The organism is Sporosarcina koreensis, from assembly GCF_001531445.1.
Lineage (GTDB): Bacteria > Bacillota > Bacilli > Bacillales_A > Planococcaceae > Sporosarcina > Sporosarcina koreensis_C.
In genome coordinates this window covers 1-19337 of sequence record NZ_LQYA01000072.1, presented here as the reverse complement: position 1 = coordinate 19337, position 19337 = coordinate 1, and the positions used below count along the sequence as shown (strand labels likewise).

Annotated in this window: 15 protein-coding genes, 1 pseudogene and 1 other annotated feature; of the genes and pseudogenes, 14 read left to right on the top strand and 2 right to left on the bottom strand. The window is 43.8% G+C overall.

All coding sequences use genetic code 11. The features are described from left to right. The 3 genes from AWV70_RS24495 to AWV70_RS10750 all read left to right on the top strand — a co-directional run. Positions 1-458, top strand: a 458-nt coding sequence (locus AWV70_RS24495; protein WP_235588625.1) for a prolyl oligopeptidase family serine peptidase, incomplete at its 5' end; no start/stop codon positions are given. A 50-nt stretch (positions 459-508) separates the two neighbouring features. Continuing rightward, positions 509-817, top strand: a complete 309-nt coding sequence (locus tag AWV70_RS10755; protein WP_060206934.1) for a metal-sulfur cluster assembly factor — start codon at positions 509-511, stop codon at positions 815-817. A gap of 163 nt (positions 818-980) precedes the next feature. Next, positions 981-3128 carry an ATP-dependent Clp protease ATP-binding subunit gene (locus AWV70_RS10750; protein ID WP_082713563.1) on the top strand — a complete coding sequence of 716 codons (2148 nt, stop codon included), beginning with the start codon at positions 981-983 and terminating at the stop codon, positions 3126-3128. Between the two features lie 203 nt (positions 3129-3331). Here the strand turns inward: AWV70_RS10750 and AWV70_RS10745 are convergent, their stop codons facing one another. Then, positions 3332-3514 carry a DUF2929 family protein gene (locus AWV70_RS10745; RefSeq protein ID WP_060206933.1) on the bottom strand — a complete coding sequence of 61 codons (183 nt, stop codon included), beginning with the start codon at positions 3512-3514 and terminating at the stop codon, positions 3332-3334. A 186-nt stretch (positions 3515-3700) separates the two neighbouring features. Here AWV70_RS10745 and AWV70_RS10740 point away from each other — a divergent pair, with 186 nt between their 5' ends. After that, positions 3701-4633, top strand: a complete 933-nt coding sequence (locus tag AWV70_RS10740) for a beta-ketoacyl-ACP synthase III (RefSeq protein WP_060206931.1) — start codon at positions 3701-3703, stop codon at positions 4631-4633. Positions 4634-4719: 86 nt separating this feature from the next. After that, a complete protein-coding gene (fabF, locus tag AWV70_RS10735) occupies positions 4720-5955 on the top strand; it encodes a beta-ketoacyl-ACP synthase II (protein WP_060206929.1) in 1236 nt (411 codons plus the stop codon). Positions 5956-6368: 413 nt separating this feature from the next. On the opposite strand, the gene trpS is transcribed toward fabF, so the two are convergent. Beyond that, positions 6369-7355 carry a tryptophan--tRNA ligase gene (gene trpS, locus AWV70_RS10730; RefSeq protein WP_060206927.1) on the bottom strand — a complete coding sequence of 329 codons (987 nt, stop codon included), beginning with the start codon at positions 7353-7355 and terminating at the stop codon, positions 6369-6371. A 43-nt stretch (positions 7356-7398) separates the two neighbouring features. Further along, positions 7399-7630 (bottom strand) — a binding site (T-box leader). A gap of 205 nt (positions 7631-7835) precedes the next feature. Here trpS and AWV70_RS10725 point away from each other — a divergent pair. From AWV70_RS10725 to pepF, 9 genes and pseudogenes are all read left to right on the top strand, one after another. After that, positions 7836-9041: a putative glycoside hydrolase gene (locus AWV70_RS10725; protein WP_060206925.1), complete on the top strand. Its 1206-nt coding sequence runs from the start codon at positions 7836-7838 to the stop codon at positions 9039-9041. Positions 9042-9442: 401 nt separating this feature from the next. Continuing rightward, positions 9443-9841, top strand: coding sequence for a transcriptional regulator SpxA (spxA, locus tag AWV70_RS10720; protein WP_060206922.1), 399 nt, complete (start codon positions 9443-9445; stop codon positions 9839-9841). Between the two features lie 355 nt (positions 9842-10196). Further along, positions 10197-10853, top strand: coding sequence for an adaptor protein MecA (gene mecA / locus AWV70_RS10715; protein WP_060206920.1), 657 nt, complete (start codon positions 10197-10199; stop codon positions 10851-10853). A 240-nt stretch (positions 10854-11093) separates the two neighbouring features. Continuing rightward, positions 11094-11645: pseudogene (locus AWV70_RS25235) on the top strand (ExeA family protein); the annotation flags it as partial. Positions 11646-12102: 457 nt separating this feature from the next. Continuing rightward, entirely contained in the window at positions 12103-13182 is a 1080-nt protein-coding gene (locus AWV70_RS10705) for a hypothetical protein (RefSeq protein WP_060206916.1), read from the top strand. A 428-nt stretch (positions 13183-13610) separates the two neighbouring features. Beyond that, entirely contained in the window at positions 13611-14036 is a 426-nt protein-coding gene (locus AWV70_RS10700; RefSeq protein ID WP_060206914.1) for a hypothetical protein, read from the top strand. A gap of 1172 nt (positions 14037-15208) precedes the next feature. Further along, complete coding sequence (locus AWV70_RS10695) at positions 15209-15571, top strand: hypothetical protein (RefSeq protein WP_153009956.1); 363 nt, start codon at positions 15209-15211, stop codon at positions 15569-15571. Positions 15572-16114: 543 nt separating this feature from the next. Then, on the top strand, positions 16115-17263 hold the full coding sequence (locus AWV70_RS10690; RefSeq protein WP_160327648.1) for a competence protein CoiA: 1149 nt from the start codon (positions 16115-16117) through the stop codon (positions 17261-17263). Between the two features lie 57 nt (positions 17264-17320). Further along, the gene (gene pepF, locus AWV70_RS10685) at positions 17321-19135 is read left to right on the top strand and encodes an oligoendopeptidase F (RefSeq protein WP_060206909.1); all 1815 of its coding nucleotides are present in this window, start codon (positions 17321-17323) and stop codon (positions 19133-19135) included. Positions 19136-19337: the final 202 nt, after the last annotated feature.

Genomic DNA, 19337 nt, shown 5'->3' with positions numbered 1-19337 from the left:
GCGTCACGAAAATCGGTATGGGCGGAACTTCAATGGGCGGCATTACGACGCTCGGCTGTCTGACTGCCTATCCGTGGATCGACGTCGCGGCGGTCATGATGGGGGCACCTGGCTATGTGGAGCTTGCAAAAGCGCAAATGTCCCAATTTGAACGGCGCGGATTCAAATTGCCGATCACCGATGAAGAACGGAAATCACTGCTCGATACACTTGCTATTTTTGATATGACAAAACAAAGGAAAAAACTTAACAACCGTCCCGTTTACTTCTGGCACGGTGAAAATGATACAACCGTCCCGTTTGAGCCGACATTCAATTTCTACAACGCAGCGAAGAAGGATTATATGGATGCACCTGAACGATTCGAGTTTCTTTCGGATCCGACGGCGGGACACGCCGTTTCAAGAACAGGCATGTTGCACGCCGCTGATTGGTTCGCATCATATTTGAATGAATAGACCATCCTTGCTATGATGGAGACAGAACAGATACGGAAAGGGGAATTTCAATGAATGATGATATGAAGGGCAGCTTGATGGGTGCTCTTGAAAACGTGATCGATCCCGAGCTCGGTATTGATATCGTCAACTTGGGGCTTGTCTATGATGCAGAATTGGATGAAGAAGGCACAGCCAAAGTGACAATGACATTGACATCAATGGGTTGTCCGATGGGACCGCAAATCGTCGCCAACATCAAACAGGAACTGATGGAATTGCCTGAAGTGAAAGATGTGGACGTCAACATTGTTTGGAATCCGCCATGGTCGAGAGATAATATGTCACGCTATGCGAAGATGGCGCTCGGCGTACGTTAATAGGGAAAAGGTTGTTTGACATCTTGTCAGGCAGCCTTTTTTGTTTCGTGTTTATTCTCCAACGTGCAGGGAAAAGTATATGATGCAGATTGCTTTACGAATAGGAAATAAAAGCATATAATTTAATTAATCAAAGATAGTCAAAGTCAAATTAATGAGGTGAATGCATATGAGAATGGATGGCGTACAAGAAGACCAACGTACACCACTTGAGCAATTTGGCCGCAATCTCGTTGAAGATGTGAAGAACGGTAAAATGGATCCCGTTATCGGGCGGGATGAAGAAATTCGGAATGTCATCAGGATTTTATCGAGAAAAACGAAAAACAATCCTGTGCTGATCGGTGAGCCAGGTGTCGGTAAGACAGCAATTGTGGAAGGGCTCGCCCAGCGGATCGTGAAAGGCGACGTGCCGGAAGGGCTGAAGGATAAGCAGATTTTTGAATTGGATATGAGCTCGCTTATTGCCGGCGCGAAATACCGCGGGGAATTCGAGGAGCGGTTGAAAGGCGTTTTGAAGCAAGTGAAGGATAGTGACGGGGAGATCATCCTATTCATTGACGAAATTCATACGATCGTCGGTGCTGGGAAAACAGAAGGCGCGATGGATGCGGGCAATATGTTGAAACCGATGCTTGCCCGCGGTGAATTGTATTGTATCGGTGCGACGACGCTCGATGAATACCGGATGTATATCGAGAAGGATCCGGCATTGGAACGACGATTCCAGCAAGTTATGGTACGCGAACCTTCTGTCGAAGATACGATTTCGATTTTGCGCGGATTGAAGGAACGTTTTGAGCTGCATCACGGAGTCCGCATCCACGATCGGGCATTGGTTGCGGCAGCAACGTTATCTGACCGCTATTTGACGGAACGGTTCATGCCGGACAAGGCGATCGATCTAATGGATGAAGCGAGCGCGATGATCCGTACGGAAATCGACTCGATGCCGCAGGAGCTTGACTCGGTCACACGCCGGATCATGCAGCTTGAAATCGAAGAGCAGGCGTTGCGGAAAGAGAAAGATGCGATCAGCCAAACACGGCTTGAAGCGCTTCGCACTGAGTTGCAGGAGCTGAAAGATTCCTCCGCAGGCATGCGGGAGCAGTGGAACAAGGAGAAAGAAGCGTTGCGCGATATCCAGGTGAAGCGGGAGGAGCTTGATCGGTACCGCCGTGAACTGGAGGATGCGCAAAACCGTTTTGATTTGAATAAAGCCGCTGAGCTCCAATATGGCAAGATTCCGGAGCTGGAAAAACAGCTACATGAAATGGAAGCCCCGCTCGCGAGCAGCTCGGATAGTCGGTTGTTGCGGGAAGAAGTGACAGAGGATGAGATTGCGATGATTGTTGCTCGTTGGACGGGCATACCTGTCACGAAGCTCGTGGAAGGGGAGCGGGAGAAATTGCTCCGACTCCGCGAAACGCTGGAAGAGAGGGTCATCGGTCAGGATGATGCCGTGCAGCTCGTCACAGAAGCGGTATGGCGTGCGCGTGCAGGCATCAAGGACCCTGACAAGCCGATCGGTTCATTCCTGTTCCTCGGTCCTACCGGAGTAGGGAAGACAGAGCTTGCGAAAACGCTCGCTGCGACGTTGTTCGATTCGGAAGACCACTTCATCCGGATCGACATGTCCGAATATATGGAGAAGCATAGTGTGTCCCGGCTCGTCGGTGCGCCTCCGGGGTATGTCGGATACGAAGAGGGAGGACAATTGACGGAAGCGGTGCGCCGCAATCCCTACTCGGTCGTACTTCTTGATGAGATCGAGAAGGCGCATCCTGACGTATCGAATATTTTGCTTCAAATATTGGATGACGGACGGATTACAGACAGCCAAGGACGGCTCGTCAATTTCACGAATACAGTTGTCATCATGACATCCAACATCGGCTCTGCGTACTTGCTGCAAGGCCAGTTCGATTCCGATGAGCATGCCGCCGAAGATCTCGTCATGGCGGAGCTGCGCCGCCACTTCAAACCGGAGCTGCTGAACCGGATGGATGATATTATCATCTTCCATTCATTGTCGGGCGACTCGTTCCGTTTGATTGCCAAGAAGATGCTGGAAGATCTAGTGAAGCGGCTGGATGAACAGGAAGTGGTCTTGGAGTACAGCGAGGACGTTCTGGACTGGATTGTGCGGGAAGGAACGGATGCCGAGTTTGGCGCAAGGCCGTTGAAGCGATTCATCCAACGCCATGTCGAAACGGCTGTCGCGAAGGAAATCATCAAAGGCGACTTGACGGACGGACAGAAATTGGTGTTGAGCATGGAGGATGGGAAACTGAAGATTGATAAGAAATAACAATAGCCCTAGTATGCCGATGTCGGCTGCTGGGGCTTTTTGCATTGAGTTTAGGAAGAGTTCTCGTTTATCATCAAAGAGTTCTCATTAACAGGCGCCAAGTTCTCATTTAACATCGAAAAGTTCTCATTACGATGCAAGTAGTTCTCATCCTTACAAATAAAAAAACCATCCACAATGAAGTGAACGGCTTTACGGATGGATCAATGATCTGCGACTTCCCCGTCTGGAGTGATTGAAGTGATGCAAAGAATGATGACTGCCAAGACGATCGAAGCGACGAGTCCCGCCATGAAATCGAAAGGAAGACCGGCGATTGAACCTGCTACATAGTTAAGCATCGTTACAAGTAGAAAAGACCAAACAAATGCCATGATATATTTCATCGAATTCACCTCATTGTAACTATTTCATTGTACATCATACCATAGCACGTCCAATCGATAAACAAAATAATGTATTATCAATATTTTCTTTGGCGAAATCGTGTCGACATATTGAAAAGTAGTCTGTTATCTTCTATAATTAATACCAGGTACTAATATTAGATGATAAGGAACGGGGTATGTAATATGAATGCAGGGTTGATCGGCATAGGGAAGTTTGTCCCTTCGCAAGTTGTGACAAACCATGATCTTGAAAAGCGCATCGATACGACGGACGAATGGATCCGCACACGTACAGGCATTGAAGAAAGACGCATTGCGGATGATAATACCGATACGTCCGACATGGCGTACGCTGCGGCTTTGGATGCGATTGAAAATGCAGGACTCCGGCCGGAAGATATCGGAATGATCATTGTTGCAACTGTGACGGGAGACCGTCCATTCCCATCCGTCGCAACGATGATCCAAGAGCGACTAGGCGCGAAAAATGCAGCAGCGATGGATGTATCCGCCGCATGTGCCGGTTTCATGTACGGTGTTGTAACAGCAAAGCACTTCGTCGAGGCCGGAACGTATGAACATATTCTTGTTGTAGGCGTCGAGAAGCTGTCGAAAATTACTGATTGGGAAGACCGCAATACGGCAGTCCTTTTCGGAGACGGTGCAGGTGCCGCAGTTGTCGGGAAAGTGAGCGAAGGCCGAGGAATCCTTTCCTTCGAATTAGGCGCTGACGGTACAGGAGGCAAGCACCTCTACCAAGACAAATACATCCACATGAATGGCCGTGAAGTATTCAAATTTGCAGTCCGTCAAATGGGTGAATCAGCCGTGAGCGTAACAGAAAAAGCAGGTTTGACGACAAATGACGTTGATTATTTGATTCCGCACCAAGCGAATATCCGCATTATGGAAGCGTCGCGCGAACGGCTTGGCTTGCCGATTGAAAGAATGTCCAAATCTGTCCATAAATATGGAAACACTTCAGCGGCATCTATTCCGATTTCATTATGCGACGACTTGCAGGAAGGTCGCGTAAAAGATGACGATATCATCGTATTGGTCGGATTCGGCGGTGGACTCACATGGGGCGCCCTATGCATTAAATGGGGAAAATAATTTCGGATTACTATATAATGAATTCAATTAGAAAAACACTTTTACACATCAATTACTATTTGTAAAATGAAGGGGAGTTTTCAAGAATGGAAAAACGTCGTGTAGTCGTTACAGGAGTTGGAGCAGTTTCTCCAGTAGGAAATTCCGCGCAAACCTCATGGGAAGCGGTAATCAACGGAAAGTCCGGCATCGGACCACTCACAAGACTGGACAGTGAACAATTTCCAGTGAAAGTTGCTGCGGAAGTGAAAGACTTCGATATCGAAGAATACATCTCGCGGAAAGACGCGCGGAAAATGGACCGATTCACGCACTATGCGCTTGCTGCATCCATCATGGCAATGAAAGATGCGGATCTCGAATTGGATGAAGAAACTGCCCTACGTACAGGCGTCTGGATCGGCTCAGGCATCGGCGGTATGGAAACGCATGAACAGCAATTTAAGACATTTCTTGAAAAAGGATATCGTCGCGTCAGCCCATTCTTCGTTCCGATGATGATTCCGGATATGGCATCTGGTCAAGTGTCCATCCATTTCGGCGCGAAAGGCATCAACTCATGTACAGTGACCGCATGTGCATCCGGAACGAATTCAATCGGCGACGCATTCGAAGTCATCAAGCGCGGCGATGCAGACGTCATGATTACAGGAGGCGCTGAAGCTCCGATTACCACAATGGCAGTGGCAGGCTTCTGTTCGAACACGGCATTGTCGCTGAATCCTGACCCGGCAACAGCTTCCCGTCCATTCGATAAGGAACGGGACGGATTTGTCATCGGGGAAGGCGCCGGCATCCTTATTCTCGAGGAATATGAACATGCAGTGAAACGCGGTGCCAAAATATATGCGGAAATCGTCGGGTACGGCTCAACAGGAGACGCTCACCATATTACCGCACCAGCTCCTGAAGGGGAAGGCGGAGCACGCGCAATGCGTCAAGCTATCGAAGAAGCGGAAATCAGTCCGGACAAAATCGATTACATCAATGCACACGGAACGAGCACACCGTATAACGACCTGTTCGAAACGATGGCAGCGAAAACAGTTTTCGGCGACCATGCGTATAAGCTGGCAATGAGCTCGACGAAATCGATGACGGGTCATCTGCTCGGCGCTGCAGGCGGATTGGAAGCGATCTTCACGGTGAAGGCATTGCAAGAAGGAATTCTTCCTCCTACGATGAATTATGTGAATGAAGATCCTGAATGCGACCTGGATTATGTCATCAACAAAGCGAGAAAAACGGACATCCAATATGCAATGAGCAACTCTCTCGGCTTCGGCGGACATAACGCTTCACTTGTATTTAAAAAAATATAATGTTTTTAGGCAAGTAGCAATGGGCAGGAATTTCCTCAGCCTGATTGAAAACGCTTGCCAGCCTAGGCGCGAAGTAGAGCGAAGACGCGAATAGAACTAAGGTTCATGAGCGGACGAGCGAGACGAGCAACAACGGATGCGGGCGTTTGTCAACAGGCTGAAAGCTCCCCTTTAGAATTCTTCTAAAAGGGGAGCTTTCATTCATACAATGGAAGAAAAGCAAAAGGGCGATGTATATATGACACGTATCTTCTTCTTCCTCATTAGCTACGGACTCATAGTCATTACAACTACACATATGATATTCTATTTCAATTATCTATCGTTAGGATATAGCTGGAAGCAGATCCTGCTGTTCATTGTTCAAACGGCGGATTTCACGCTTTTCGTTATGGCAGTCATACTTCTCGTTATTACCGTCTTCGTCCGAGTCCCATCGCGGACTCCATTTTTTTAAGCGTTGCGGACGCGATGGCATTCGCTTTTTCAGCACCGCGATCAAGATGCACATCAAGTTCCGAGGAATGTAAAAGCTCCTCATATCGTTCTTGAATAGGTGTGAGGTGTCCGATGACAGCTTCTGCGACACCTGTTTTGAATGCGCCATAGCCAAGCCCATCATATTTCGACTCAAGGTCGGCAATTGAGATGCCGCTCAACGCCGATTCGATCGTCAATAGATTTGACACTCCCGGCTTGTTATCAACATCGAACTTTACGATGCCATCTGAATCGGTCACTGCACTTTTAATTTTCTTTTCAATTTCTTTCGGTGTATCCAATAGCGAAATCGTCCCTTTTTTATTCGGATCTGATTTGCTCATTTTCTTCAATGGGTCTTGCAATGATTTGATGCGTGCACCATTTTTCGGGATGCGCACTTCTGGAATGGTAAGTACTTCGCCGTATCGTCTATTGAAACGTTCAGCGAGATCCCGAGTCAATTCAACATGCTGTTTTTGGTCGTCTCCGACGGGCACGATGTCGGTATTGTAGATGAGAATATCCGCAGCCATCAAAGGCGGGTATGTGAGAAGTCCGGCAGATACGCCTTCTTTCCCGTCGGATTTGTCTTTGAACTGAGTCATCCGCTCAAGCTCCCCGATATAGGAAATGCATTGCATCATCCATCCTGCTTGGGCATGCGCGGGTACTTCCGATTGGATGAACAGGAGTGATTTCTCCGGATCGATGCCGCTGGAGATATAGATGGCTGCGAGCGAACGGATCGTCTTCGCCAATTCAGCCGGATCTTGCTGTACGGTGATGGCGTGCTGGTCGACGATGCAGAACCGGCAGTCGTATTCGTGCTGAAGCTCCGTAAACTGCTTAAATGCCCCGATGTAGTTCCCTAATGTTACGGTTCCTGTGGGCTGAACGCCCGAAAAAATAGTTTTCATTCCAATTCCTCCTCTGAAAATAAAAAACACCAGCCATCCCTAAAAAAGGGACGACTGATGTGAATCAACCGTGGTACCACCCGAATCAGCCTGCAAGCAGGCCACTCAAACCCCTTAACGCGGGGGGACGTGAGAGGCTACTGGATGATGAATGAACATCTTTTCGCCAATCAAGCTCGGGAACCCAATTCCTCTTGTCCGCCATACCTGTTCACACCAACCACAGGCTCTCTTCAATGTCGCGACAAGCATACTCTTTCCGTCTTCGCTTTTCGTAATAGTTGTCAAAAGTATAATATGGCATGAAGAATAAAGCAACTCAAAAATATTCCACATGCGCTTTTATATGCAAATATAGCTGTCTTAAGGAGCATCTGACAAATAAACAGGTTTCTCGACAGCTAATCAAGGGAATAGATGACTTTCCCTATTCATTATATTTTTGCTTTGATAGAATGAGTGAAAGAGAGGAAGTGTCATATGAAGAAATTGAAATGGGTCAGTGCTTTAATGCTTGCGGGTGCAGTCGCTTTGCCACTGGCAGTGCAAGCAGACGTGACGAATGCCGATATAGAATTCGCGGAACGTACATACGGATTTGAAACGATAGAAGAGGGACTCGTTGCCGGCTCAAAATTATACACATATGATTCGGGGCTCGTATTTGACTATCCGGACGCAGTGCGGGGGATTTACGTAACCGGGCATTCTGCAGGGGGCTCCGCGTTCGAAAGATTATTGAAACTGATCGATTCGACGGATTTGAATGCAATGGTCATCGACATAAAAGACGACTTCGGTTATTTGACGTATAAGCCGCAAGAGGATTCGCCATTATTCAACATGGGCATTGGGCAGCCGTACATAAAAGATCCACGAAAGATGTTAGAGACGCTTGAAGAGCAGAAGGTCTATCCAATCGCTAGAATCGTCGTATTCAAAGATAGTGTGCTTGCGGAACAACGGCCTGAACTTTCATTCATGGATGGCGATGAAGTATGGAAAAACGGCAGGGGCGAATCATTCGTCAATCCGTTCATGAAAGAAGTATGGGACCACAATGTCGACATCGCGATTGAAGCGGCGAAGATGGGCTTCAAGGAAATCCAGTTCGATTATGTCCGTTTTCCGGAAGGATTCGAAAAACGACATGAGATGCTGAACTATTCGATGGATGACTACAAAGAATCCGATCTTGACCCCGTTCAGCGCAGGGTAGAAGCCGTAACGGATTTTGTCGAATACGCACGTGAACAACTGAAGCCATATGACGTAGACGTTTCCGTCGATATTTTCGGCTACTCGGCAACTTTGCCGGAAGCGCCCGGAATCGGACAAAACTTCTCGAAGATTTCCGAGAATGTCGATGTCATCTCATCGATGATTTACCCGAGTCATTGGACATCTTATTTTGGCATTTCGAAACCAGACCTTGAACCTTATCGACTGGTAGCGGAATATGCGAAAGTGGAAAACGCCAAACTGGGAGCTCTTGATAACCCGCCGGTTTCCCGCCCGTGGCTGCAAGATTTCAGCGCTCCATGGCTCGGAAGAGGGAATTATCTCCACTATGGGAAAGAAGAAGTGGAAGCGCAAATCAAAGCATTGAAAGAAAATGGCATTGATGAGTTCCTTTTATGGAATGCGAAGAATAAATATACAGAGGGTGTGGATTACACGCCTTGATGTACATCCGGAAGCCTAAGATAAAAGGTTTCCGGAATTTTTTTTCAATGTTTACTGAAACTTTTTAGCCTTCTCTGTCGTACTACTAAGTGTGGAGTAAGATTTTTCATTCGAATATTTCTAAATGAGAAAAGAGATTTTTTGAAACAATGATGTTTAAACTTTTCTTCTGCCGGGTATAACAGTAAAGAAGTGTCAAAGTACATAGCCGAAGGAGCTGTAAACCCTATAATATTGCGGAAATGTGACAAAGAATCCATCTGTTCCACTTTTTTGTGAAAAAGTGTATTCATTGAGAATGAATATGTGTATAATAGGAGTTAAGCTCATTACATTAAAATTATTCTAATTTAATTTTCTAAATAAAAGATAGTTAGCCGACTGAAAGGAAGTGTCAGCGAATGGGAGTTACATTATTTACCTCACCGAGTTGCACATCATGTAGAAAAGCAAAGGCATGGTTGGAGGAACACGAAATTCCATACTCCGAACGTAATATTTTCTCAGAGCCTTTGAATATCGACGAAATCAAACAAATCTTGCGCATGACGGAAGACGGAACGGATGAAATCATTTCAACACGTTCGAAGATCTTCCAAAAATTGAATGTAGACGTGGAAAGCCTTCCACTGCAACGTTTATATGAATTAATCCAAGAGCATCCGGGCCTATTAAGAAGACCAATCATTCTTGATGAAAAAAGGCTTCAGGTAGGGTATAATGAAGATGAAATCAGACGCTTCCTACCTCGGAAAGTAAGAGCCTATCAGCTTCTTGAAGCGCGGCGCATGGTAAACTAATATAAGACGTAGTAAAGCTGATAGGGAGTTGACAGGCATTATGCCAATCCTATCGGCTTTTTATTTTCCCTGGACTCGGGGCGCTTTTGAATTTTACCCTTGCTTATCATGCTGATGTTCTCTACAATGCTAGTAACATAATTCAGCATAAAACAGCTGGATTTGTTATTGCCTCTGGCGGATGTCACAGATTTTGAATTACGCCAAGGCGTAATTGATTATATTATTCGTCCACCTGAGGATAACCCTTTCAAAACCTTAAGGACGGTCATATAGTAAGTATAAGCATTGCAGGTTTATTGCGAAAATAACGAAATGGGCATAAGCCTGTTTGTAAGGAAGGGAGAGAAAAGGGATGGAAATAGAGCGAATCAATGATAATACCGTAAAGTTTTACTTATCGTATATAGACATTGAGGAACGTGGCTTCACACGGGAAGAGGTTTGGTACAATCGCGACAAAAGCGAAGAGCTCTTCTGGGAGATGATGGACGAAATCAACGATGAGACCGAATTCGAAGTGGAAGGTCCGTTGTGGATCCAAGTCCATGCGATGAATAACGGAATTGAAGTGACAGTAACGCGGGCGCAAGCTTCGGACAATGACGAATCGGACGCACAGTTCGGCATGGATGATAACCGAAAGTCTTTCGAACCGGATCCCAGTATGTTTGCCAATTCCGAGCAGCTTATGAATGAATTGAATGATGAGCCTGTCGTATGGACGTCTGATATGTTCGTCTTTGAAGAGTTCGAAAACCTCATTCCGCTGTCAAATATCATTCCCCCATACGCAGTCGAATCATCTCTCTATTCGTTTGAAAATAAATTCTATCTGTATGTGATTTATGATGAATCGAAAATGGATGATGACGATAAATCCGATTTCTGTAGCCTCATTTCAGAATACGGCTCCTTATCCCAAGTGACGATCCACCGCCTTGAAGAATATGGCAAAGTCATTATGGAATCTGACGTATTGGCAACTGTGAATAAATACTTCGGCAACTAACAATATACAGCTGTTCCCATATAGATAATGGGGAACAGCTTTTTTGTTTGCATAGAAGTATGCCTGGAAAAGTTGATTTCCACTTCAGACGGCCTTCTGGATAAAAAAGCGTCTATATCTTTGAGAAGGACCGGAAGGTGGCAGAAGCCCAACTCGTTTCGATGAAGGATAATGCATATGCGAAAAGGGTGCGTTCCCCTTTCGTAAAGGCGAATCATGAGGAAGAGGAGGGAATTGATTGTGTATAAAGCGTATTATTCCTTGGCACGTGCACCCTTCTCCAAGGACCTCCGTCCGTCAGAGGCCTTCTCATCAACGGATTACGAGGGAGTACAGTAAGCGTTGTCCTATTTACAGAAAACAAGGGGCATTGGGCTGCTTGTCGGTGAACCGGGAGCTGGTAAAACCTTCGCATTACGCTCATTCAAGGAATCGTTGAATACTTCCCTATACCATGTCGTCTACTTTCCACAGGAGGGGTAATGGACTTTTACAGGGGGATTGCCTACGGTTTAGATGAAGAACCGAAATTCCGTAAGGTGGACCTGTTCCGTCAAATCCAGCAAGGTATTGAACGTATGGCTGAGGAACGTAAGCTGACACCTGTTTTTATCTTGGATGAAATGCAAATGGCTAAGGACCTTTTTAATTTCAAGACGGATTCAACGGAATCCAGATGTCCTTATCCTTTCAGGCTTACCACATCTGAAAACTTGTTTGAAGTTGAATCCTCACCGGCCGCTTTCGCAGCCATTGAGGCCATTGCATCCCGATCACAAGGTTGGCCATGTGTCTCGCTACCGAAACAGGTGGACTTTCAGTAGCTGGGGTATCCTGGTCTTCGACCAAAATGAACAGGAATGGAGAGCGTGGATTGGACAGGAGGCCTACTATGCCGGGCAAGGTGATACGTTCCAGTTGAGAGTGCATAATAGATATTTTACCGCTTTTCTGGAGAAGGACTGGGAGTCGTTTATCACACTGAATCATTTGGAAAAATAGTCCATTTGTCCGATGGTATTTTCCCGATACATATAACCTTTTTTTGTATGGTAATATTTTATTCAATAACTAGTTAAACAAATAATACAGAAAGTGGTGTCGCCTATAAGTTTTAAACAAAAAAGTATTAAAAAAGCAAAGAGTTTATAGGTGGTGAAACAATAGCAATTTTGATTTATAGCTATTCGATCTTTGTCTTTGTTAAATAATCGGCAACCATTATTACTAATATACGAGGGGGATAATAATGAAAATCAAAAAGCACATATCATTTTTGTTATTGTGTTTACTATTAATTTCGAGCTTATTTGTTAATCCTGCTTATGCACAAGTAAGTATAGATATAGGAAACGATATTCAAAAGCTTGAAGGTATAAAAATAGAGGATATAGATAACTATCCAGACGTTAAAGAAATTATTGAAGAAAAGGGATTTCAGCACCTTCTAGAAACTGGAACTAAGAAGGACGAGTTTCTATATAAACAATTGAATCTTGCTCAATCAGAATCCACATCAAGGTTTGAAAATCTTGATCAGGACCGATTAAGTGAAATTGCTAAAAAACTCGGCTTACAAATGCCCGGAAAACCAGAAGTATTGATAGAGGAATTTTTCCTTGTTAAATACAAAGAAACTGATAGCATTTCCATTCAAAACATTTGGTATTTAACTTATTCAGCAGATGATTACGGCTTTAAAATTAATTTAGTTAATATTGGTTTTGACAAAATAGATTCAATTACCGGTAATCTTACCATGTACAAAAAGAATGGAAGAAATTGGGATTTTGGTGGCAGTAAGGCCATTTCGAAATTTCAAGTTGGTAATGGAACAGTAGACACTTGGCAATTCAGCAAAACGAATGTGTCGGACTATTTCGAGTACAATCTGACAGTAACGGAAGATGGACAAACCTGGGTTTACAGTAATAAAAACAATGATAATAAATACCTGTATCAAAGATATAACTTTGCTGTTGGTCCTTATAGTTCCATAACAGCGTCAGGTGGAGAGAGACATCATTTTGTTTCAAAGGATTCATTAACAGCATTTGGATTCAATTCAAATACTGCACCATCTATTAGAATGCTAGCAGAAGATCACGCAAAAACACCAAACTGGGGAAGTTCTACAGCTGCCGCTAATTTTAGAGCTAAGGAGCAGGATCTTTTAAGACAAAGAAAGTATGAGGATTTAATATCGTTAGAAGTTGAAGCTTTTAAAAACATAAGTGATCCTGAAGGGAAATATAGCAATTTGGCAGCTAAATACAATGATTACTTGGTATTATGTGCTTATTACTACTATGGTTACTTTGGTATATAATCATCTAAGGAAACTGATTGACTAGAAATATTTGTGTTTCACAACCGTCCCATTAAATTGGGACGGTGTTATATTAACCCTTATTCCAGATCACATTATGTATAAATGAAGCAGTAAATTGATAGATCAAGAACTAGAATACCTGCGCGTTTCTTCAGCTATCTTCCTAAAAGATTAAGAAATTCCTTAAGTCGAGTTTGTATCATTCTCATTTTTACCTTCAGAGGAATCGTCCCACACTAAACAATGTACAGGCATTAAGATAATTTTAAAATCATGACTCATATACTATACATTTTTTTCTTATAAAAACCATATTTTTCTAAATATTGACAATCTGTTGTTTAGTGTTTAAAATAATTTAATAATGAATTAAAAGTAAAAAGATAATCTTGCATCTGGAAAAGTATAGTGTGGGAGGAAACTACATGGAATTAATTATAAAACCCTACGAAAGTGTGGGCCCGATTAAATTGGGGATGACAAAGGAAGAAATAAGGAGTGTTCTGCCTGAAAAGCCAGAGGACTCGCATAATATACGGGGGCCTTATACAGACTCCTTTCAAAGATTATTTCTCTTTGCATACTATACAGCTGAAAATGGGGTATGTGAAGCTGTCGAATTCGGTCAACCTACAATAGCTATCTTTGAAGGAAAACCGATAAATGGTTTACCTTTTGCTGAAGCTAAGAAATGGTTAGAAAAATTTGACAGTGAAATGAAATTTGAAAGACATGTTGGAGTAACGTCATATAAACTTGGTATTGGACTATATGCCCCAAATTATGATGAAGAAGAACCCGATGCATATGTGGAAGCAGTAATTGTATTTAGAAAAGGCTACTATGACTAAACAAAAATGTAATAAGAATCAGATTAAAAGAGAGAGTTTTTTTACTAAATGTTCAACCAGAAATATTTCTGGTTGACATTGTAGTACAAATGGATGCATTAGTAAGATAAATTAGCTGAATAGGCGGTTTTTTCAAGTTACTTTCAATATATATTCTCCAAATTCCTCAGTTTTCCACGAATGTATCGCATGTCGCTCCTTCCAGAATGCCTCCACCAAGTGAATCATAGTCGTTTCAACCTTTTCGTGACCTGATAACGGACAAGTTCTTTTACAAACCACTGAAATAAATGCCGTCGAAGAATTAATATGTGAGAGAGCAACTATAACCCCGAAGAATTAATATCTATTTGACACTATTACGTTGTTTAAAGACTAAGGGATTGAGTGGGGAATGACAAGTTTGCGAAGGACAACTAATTTTGATGTGTTATTACTCAACTTTTGCACCCAGAAACTCTCTATATAACCCTTATAGACAGTAGCTAACATTAAATACGATTCTATAGTTGACATTGTTTTTAAATAAAGAAAGACCCACCTCTATTTGGTATGGTATGTTCCCTCGACGATTACCGAAAACAGAGCGTACAGTGAATTCGGCTGTTGCTCTGTTCCATTTTGATTATTGAATCCAGAAGTGAAAGTGTAATTGAGTATACTCTGTAGCACTTTTCGCCACTATGAATGGCTTTAAGGTAAGGAAAACGGTTACTAAGATGGTGATTGCCGAGAATAAATTTACCGGAAAATAGATGCCTTTTTCGTTTAAAGCTCCATAAACGATTGTTCCTATTGGCATGAGGAACATCCCTACTGTGCCGTTTATAGAAAATACTCTTCCTTTGTACTCGTCTGGAATCGTTTTGGAGTTGTATGGCTGTTCCCTATATTACAAAAAAATGGACAAGTGGAAGGAAATGTTGAATAAGGCTACTTGCCTTTATGATCAACTAAACCTAACAAGCCACCTTGTAGCCATTGGTATTTTTTAGTCGACCACGAAGTTCACTAAGCGTGAGTATGGTGTTTCCCTTGCAATCCTTTTGGAGGAACGTTCTAAAATTGAAAAGCGGAATGGGCTTATTGAGCCTCTTGCCCGTCTTGATTTCGATTATTGGGCGTCACTTCTTCACTTTGCTGTCGGCAATTCCGAGGAGGCTGTCCGAATTATGAACGAAGGGATGAATTTTTCCAAGGAACAGCAGATCTTCTATCGCGCTGCTCACTTGTATCAGTTGGCAATCGTGAATGCAATGATGAATAAGGATGTCAGCTCCATACGGTATTATGAGAGTGAAATTCTGAACTATGGAGAGTTTGCAGACGATCGAGACGCAATTCCCTTTATTAATTTTGTGGAAATCTACTATTTTACTTCTTATGAAAAGGGATATGGGGAAGCGTTAGAACGTATTAAAGAGCACCATGATGAATATGGCTTTGATGAATCGTACATCCTATTCCTTTATGGAAGAGAAAGGAAAGGCACTTTACGATCTTGGAAGATACGAGAAGGCATTGGCTTATTTTGATCAGGTGAAGATTCCAGACTACGCTCACCATCCATTCGACCTGTCCATCCTATATGAAAAGGATGTCTATGAGGCACTTTTGTAATATGGCTTTGGGAAATAAAACAGAAGCCAACCGTTTGATTGAGTTAGCAATGGAGGATATATCTACCATGCCAATAACCCCTTATAAGGATTTTATCATGGGGACATATAAAACAATTAAAAGACCATAAAGGCTGAAATTCGACTTTTATATTTCGAGTCCTCATAGAAGTGGACAACACTTAGTTGATTGTAGCGAAAGGCGGCGATTCTTGGGGATTAGCGAACGCCGTCACGGAGAACGGCGATTGCGAGCAATGCTTTCTGCGACCCTGGGGGAGCAGGATGAGGCTGCCTTAATTTCTGCGAAGCACGCAGAAATTAAGGCGAATTGAACCCTTCGCCGTTCGATTGGAACTCGTCAGCCTGTAGCGAAAACCCGGTTTGATTTTATTTCAACTTATAAATTCATAATATTTGAAATAACTCGCCCCGTTTCTTACAATACAATTGAAAGGAGTGAGAGCAATTTTAACAGCTAGTTCGGATGAAGGCCAACTGATTATTTTGTCCCCCGAAATGGAGCGGCAAGAACTGCGAAGGTGGCGGCAGACCCGTAGCTTTTATTGTCCACAATGCGAAGGGCCGGTCCAGTTGAAAGTCGGCGACATTGTAACACCACATTTTGCGCATCGAAAAGACGCAACATGCAGTGCCTCTTTTTCAGAAGGGGAATCCCCGCGACACTTGAACGGCAAACAGTTACTGTATCAGTTTCTTTCGGCAGGCAACCATGATGTCGTTTTGGAACCGCTCGTAAACGAAATATCGCAGCGTCCCGATTTGCTCGTCAAGACAGGAAAGTCGAAGTTCCCGATCGAGTTCCAATGCAGCACGATCCCCATTTCTCTTCTGGAAAAACGGACAGATGGATACCACAAAGCCGGAATGCAACCGATCTGGATTTTGCATACTCCAGCAAAGCTCGCGAGTAGGGCGGAAGGTGTCGGCATCTTTCAGTTTTCCAAATTCCAAGAATGGTTTATCACCAAAACATCCCCTGAAGATGACGTTCTCCTCACATTTAATCCCCACAATCAAACATTTCACTATTTCAGCAGTCTATTGCATGTAGTCGGACAGCGGTATATCGGAATGCATCGCATTCTTCCCCTTCATTTTCAAGTTTTCCCTTTTGCACGCCCGAAAGCACCAATCGAGAATGAAATGAGGCAATACAGCAATCTTTATGAATCACTCCGTCAGAAGGAGCTGCAAAACAGGATTTTATTGAATAGAAAGGGCATTAAAGATCCATTCTTAAGAAGCTGCTATGAAATGAAGATGCTCCCGACCCAGTTGGCCCCATGGATTGGTGTGCCTATTCCAGGAAATTGGGCATTTCGGGAAGCGGACGTTGAATGGCAGTTTCGCTTTATCCATTTCCTGAAGCGGAATGAGATTCCGTTTTCGGATGTAGCGACGTATTCGATTGAACGTTTTGTTCATGGATTTAACGGGAATTTCACAGAGAAAACGCTAGCATGTGAGCAGTATATCCATTTTTTAAGCCAACAAAGCATTGACTTCGCATCACTAAAAACAGACTACACTGAAAATGTGGTTTTGCAACTCATTTCAGAAAGATTCCTTGCAAATGAGCGGTGAAATTGAGAGAATGAAAATGATTCGATTTACGAAGAAAGATGATGGGGAGGATTTTGAATGACGACTGAAACGAAAAACAAAGTATTGACGCGTGATCAAGTAAAAGTGGAAGAAACTTGGCGTCTCGAGGATATTTTCCCGACTGACGAAGCGTGGGAGCAGGAATTCAAGGAAATTGAAGAGCTCTCAAGGAAAGCGGAAACATTTAAAGGCACGTTGGACAAAGGTGCGGATGCATTGTTCGAAGCACTTACCTATCGGGATTCGATCTATCAGAGAATGGGGAAACTATATACGTATGCTCATTTGAAAGGCGATCAGGATACGACTAACAGTTTCTATCAGGCGATGGAGAGCCGTGCAAAAACACTGTATGTCAAAATTTCGACAGCGCTTTCATACTTCGCACCTGAGTTGCTTTCCATCCCTGAAGAGGAATTGAATAGCCTTGCGGAAAACAACGATAATTTGAAAGTGTACAAGCATGAATTCGAAGAAATGAATGCTTATCGCGCACATATCCTCCCAGCTGAACAGGAAGCGATACTCGCTCAGATGGGCGAAGTGACAGGAAGTTCATCGGAAACGTTCAGTATGCTGAATAATGCCGACTTGACGTTCCCGATGGTGAAGGACGAAGACGGGGAAGAGGCGGAACTGTCGCATGGACGGTATATACGATTCCTTGAAAGCAAGGACGGGCGAGTACGTGAAGACGCATTCAAAGCGATGTACAGCAAGTATGGCGAGTTCAAAAACACTTTTGCATCCACATTGAGCGGTAATGTAAAACGGAATAACGTCAACGCACGCATCCGTAAGTACTCATCTGCGCGGGAAGCGGCGTTGTCGAACAATCATATTCCGGAGCAAGTATATGACAACCTCGTCAACACGATCAATAAAAACCTCGGTTTGCATCATCGCTATGTTGCATTGCGTAAAAAGGTCCTTGGCTTGAACGAGCTGCATATGTGGGACATGTTTGCGCCAATGGTAAAAGACGTGGACATGAAAATTCCATATGAAGAAGCGACAGAAACAATGCTCGAAAGCTTCCATCCACTTGGTGAGGAGTATACATCGATCGTCACAGAAGGACTTGAAAACCGTTGGGTGGACGTCCGTGAAAATAAAGGGAAGCGTTCAGGCGCTTATTCATCCGGATCATATGGCACAAATCCATATATCCTCATGAACTGGCAAGAAAACGTAAACAATATGTTCACATTGGCGCACGAGTTCGGGCATAGCGTTCATAGCTATTATTCCAGAAAGAACCAGCCGTACAACTATAGCGGATATTCCATTTTTGTCGCTGAAGTTGCATCTACTGTGAACGAAGCTATCTTAAACGATCATCTATTGAAAACGATCGATGATAAGCAAAAACGTATTTATTTATTGAACCATTGGCTTGAAGGGTTCCGTGGGACCGTCTTCCGCCAAACGATGTTTGCAGAGTTTGAGCATCGGATCCACCAGCTTGACCAGCAAGGTGTTGCGTTGACTGCTGACAAATTGTCGGAGGAATATGGCGCGTTGAACAAAAAATACTTCGGCGACGCAGTAGAAGAGGATAAGGAAATTGCTCTTGAATGGGCGCGCATCCCTCATTTTTACTACAATTATTATGTGTATCAGTATGCGACGGGCTTCAGTGCCGCAGTGGCGCTCAGCCATCAGATCTTGACAGAAGGGCAGCCTGCTGTTGACCGTTACATCAATCATTTCCTAAAAGCCGGATCATCCGATTATCCGATTGAAGTTCTGAAAAAGGCAGGCGTCGATATGACGAGCACGCAGCCGATTGAAGAGGCGTGCAAGGTGTTTGAGGAAAGATTGAATGAGTTGGAAGAATTGCTTGGGTAATCCAAAGCAGTGAAAAAGAACCTGACGCAGTGCTTGTAGCGACTGAGTCAGGTTCTTTTGGTTAATATGTTTTATGTTATATCAGTATAATGATAAGTTAAGCGCTTTCATTTTGATGAATGAATAAAGGGCTAATTTTACAACTTCTTGAAAGACTTTAGGTATAGGGTTTATCTCGTGTTTTATTTGTGACAGAGATGTG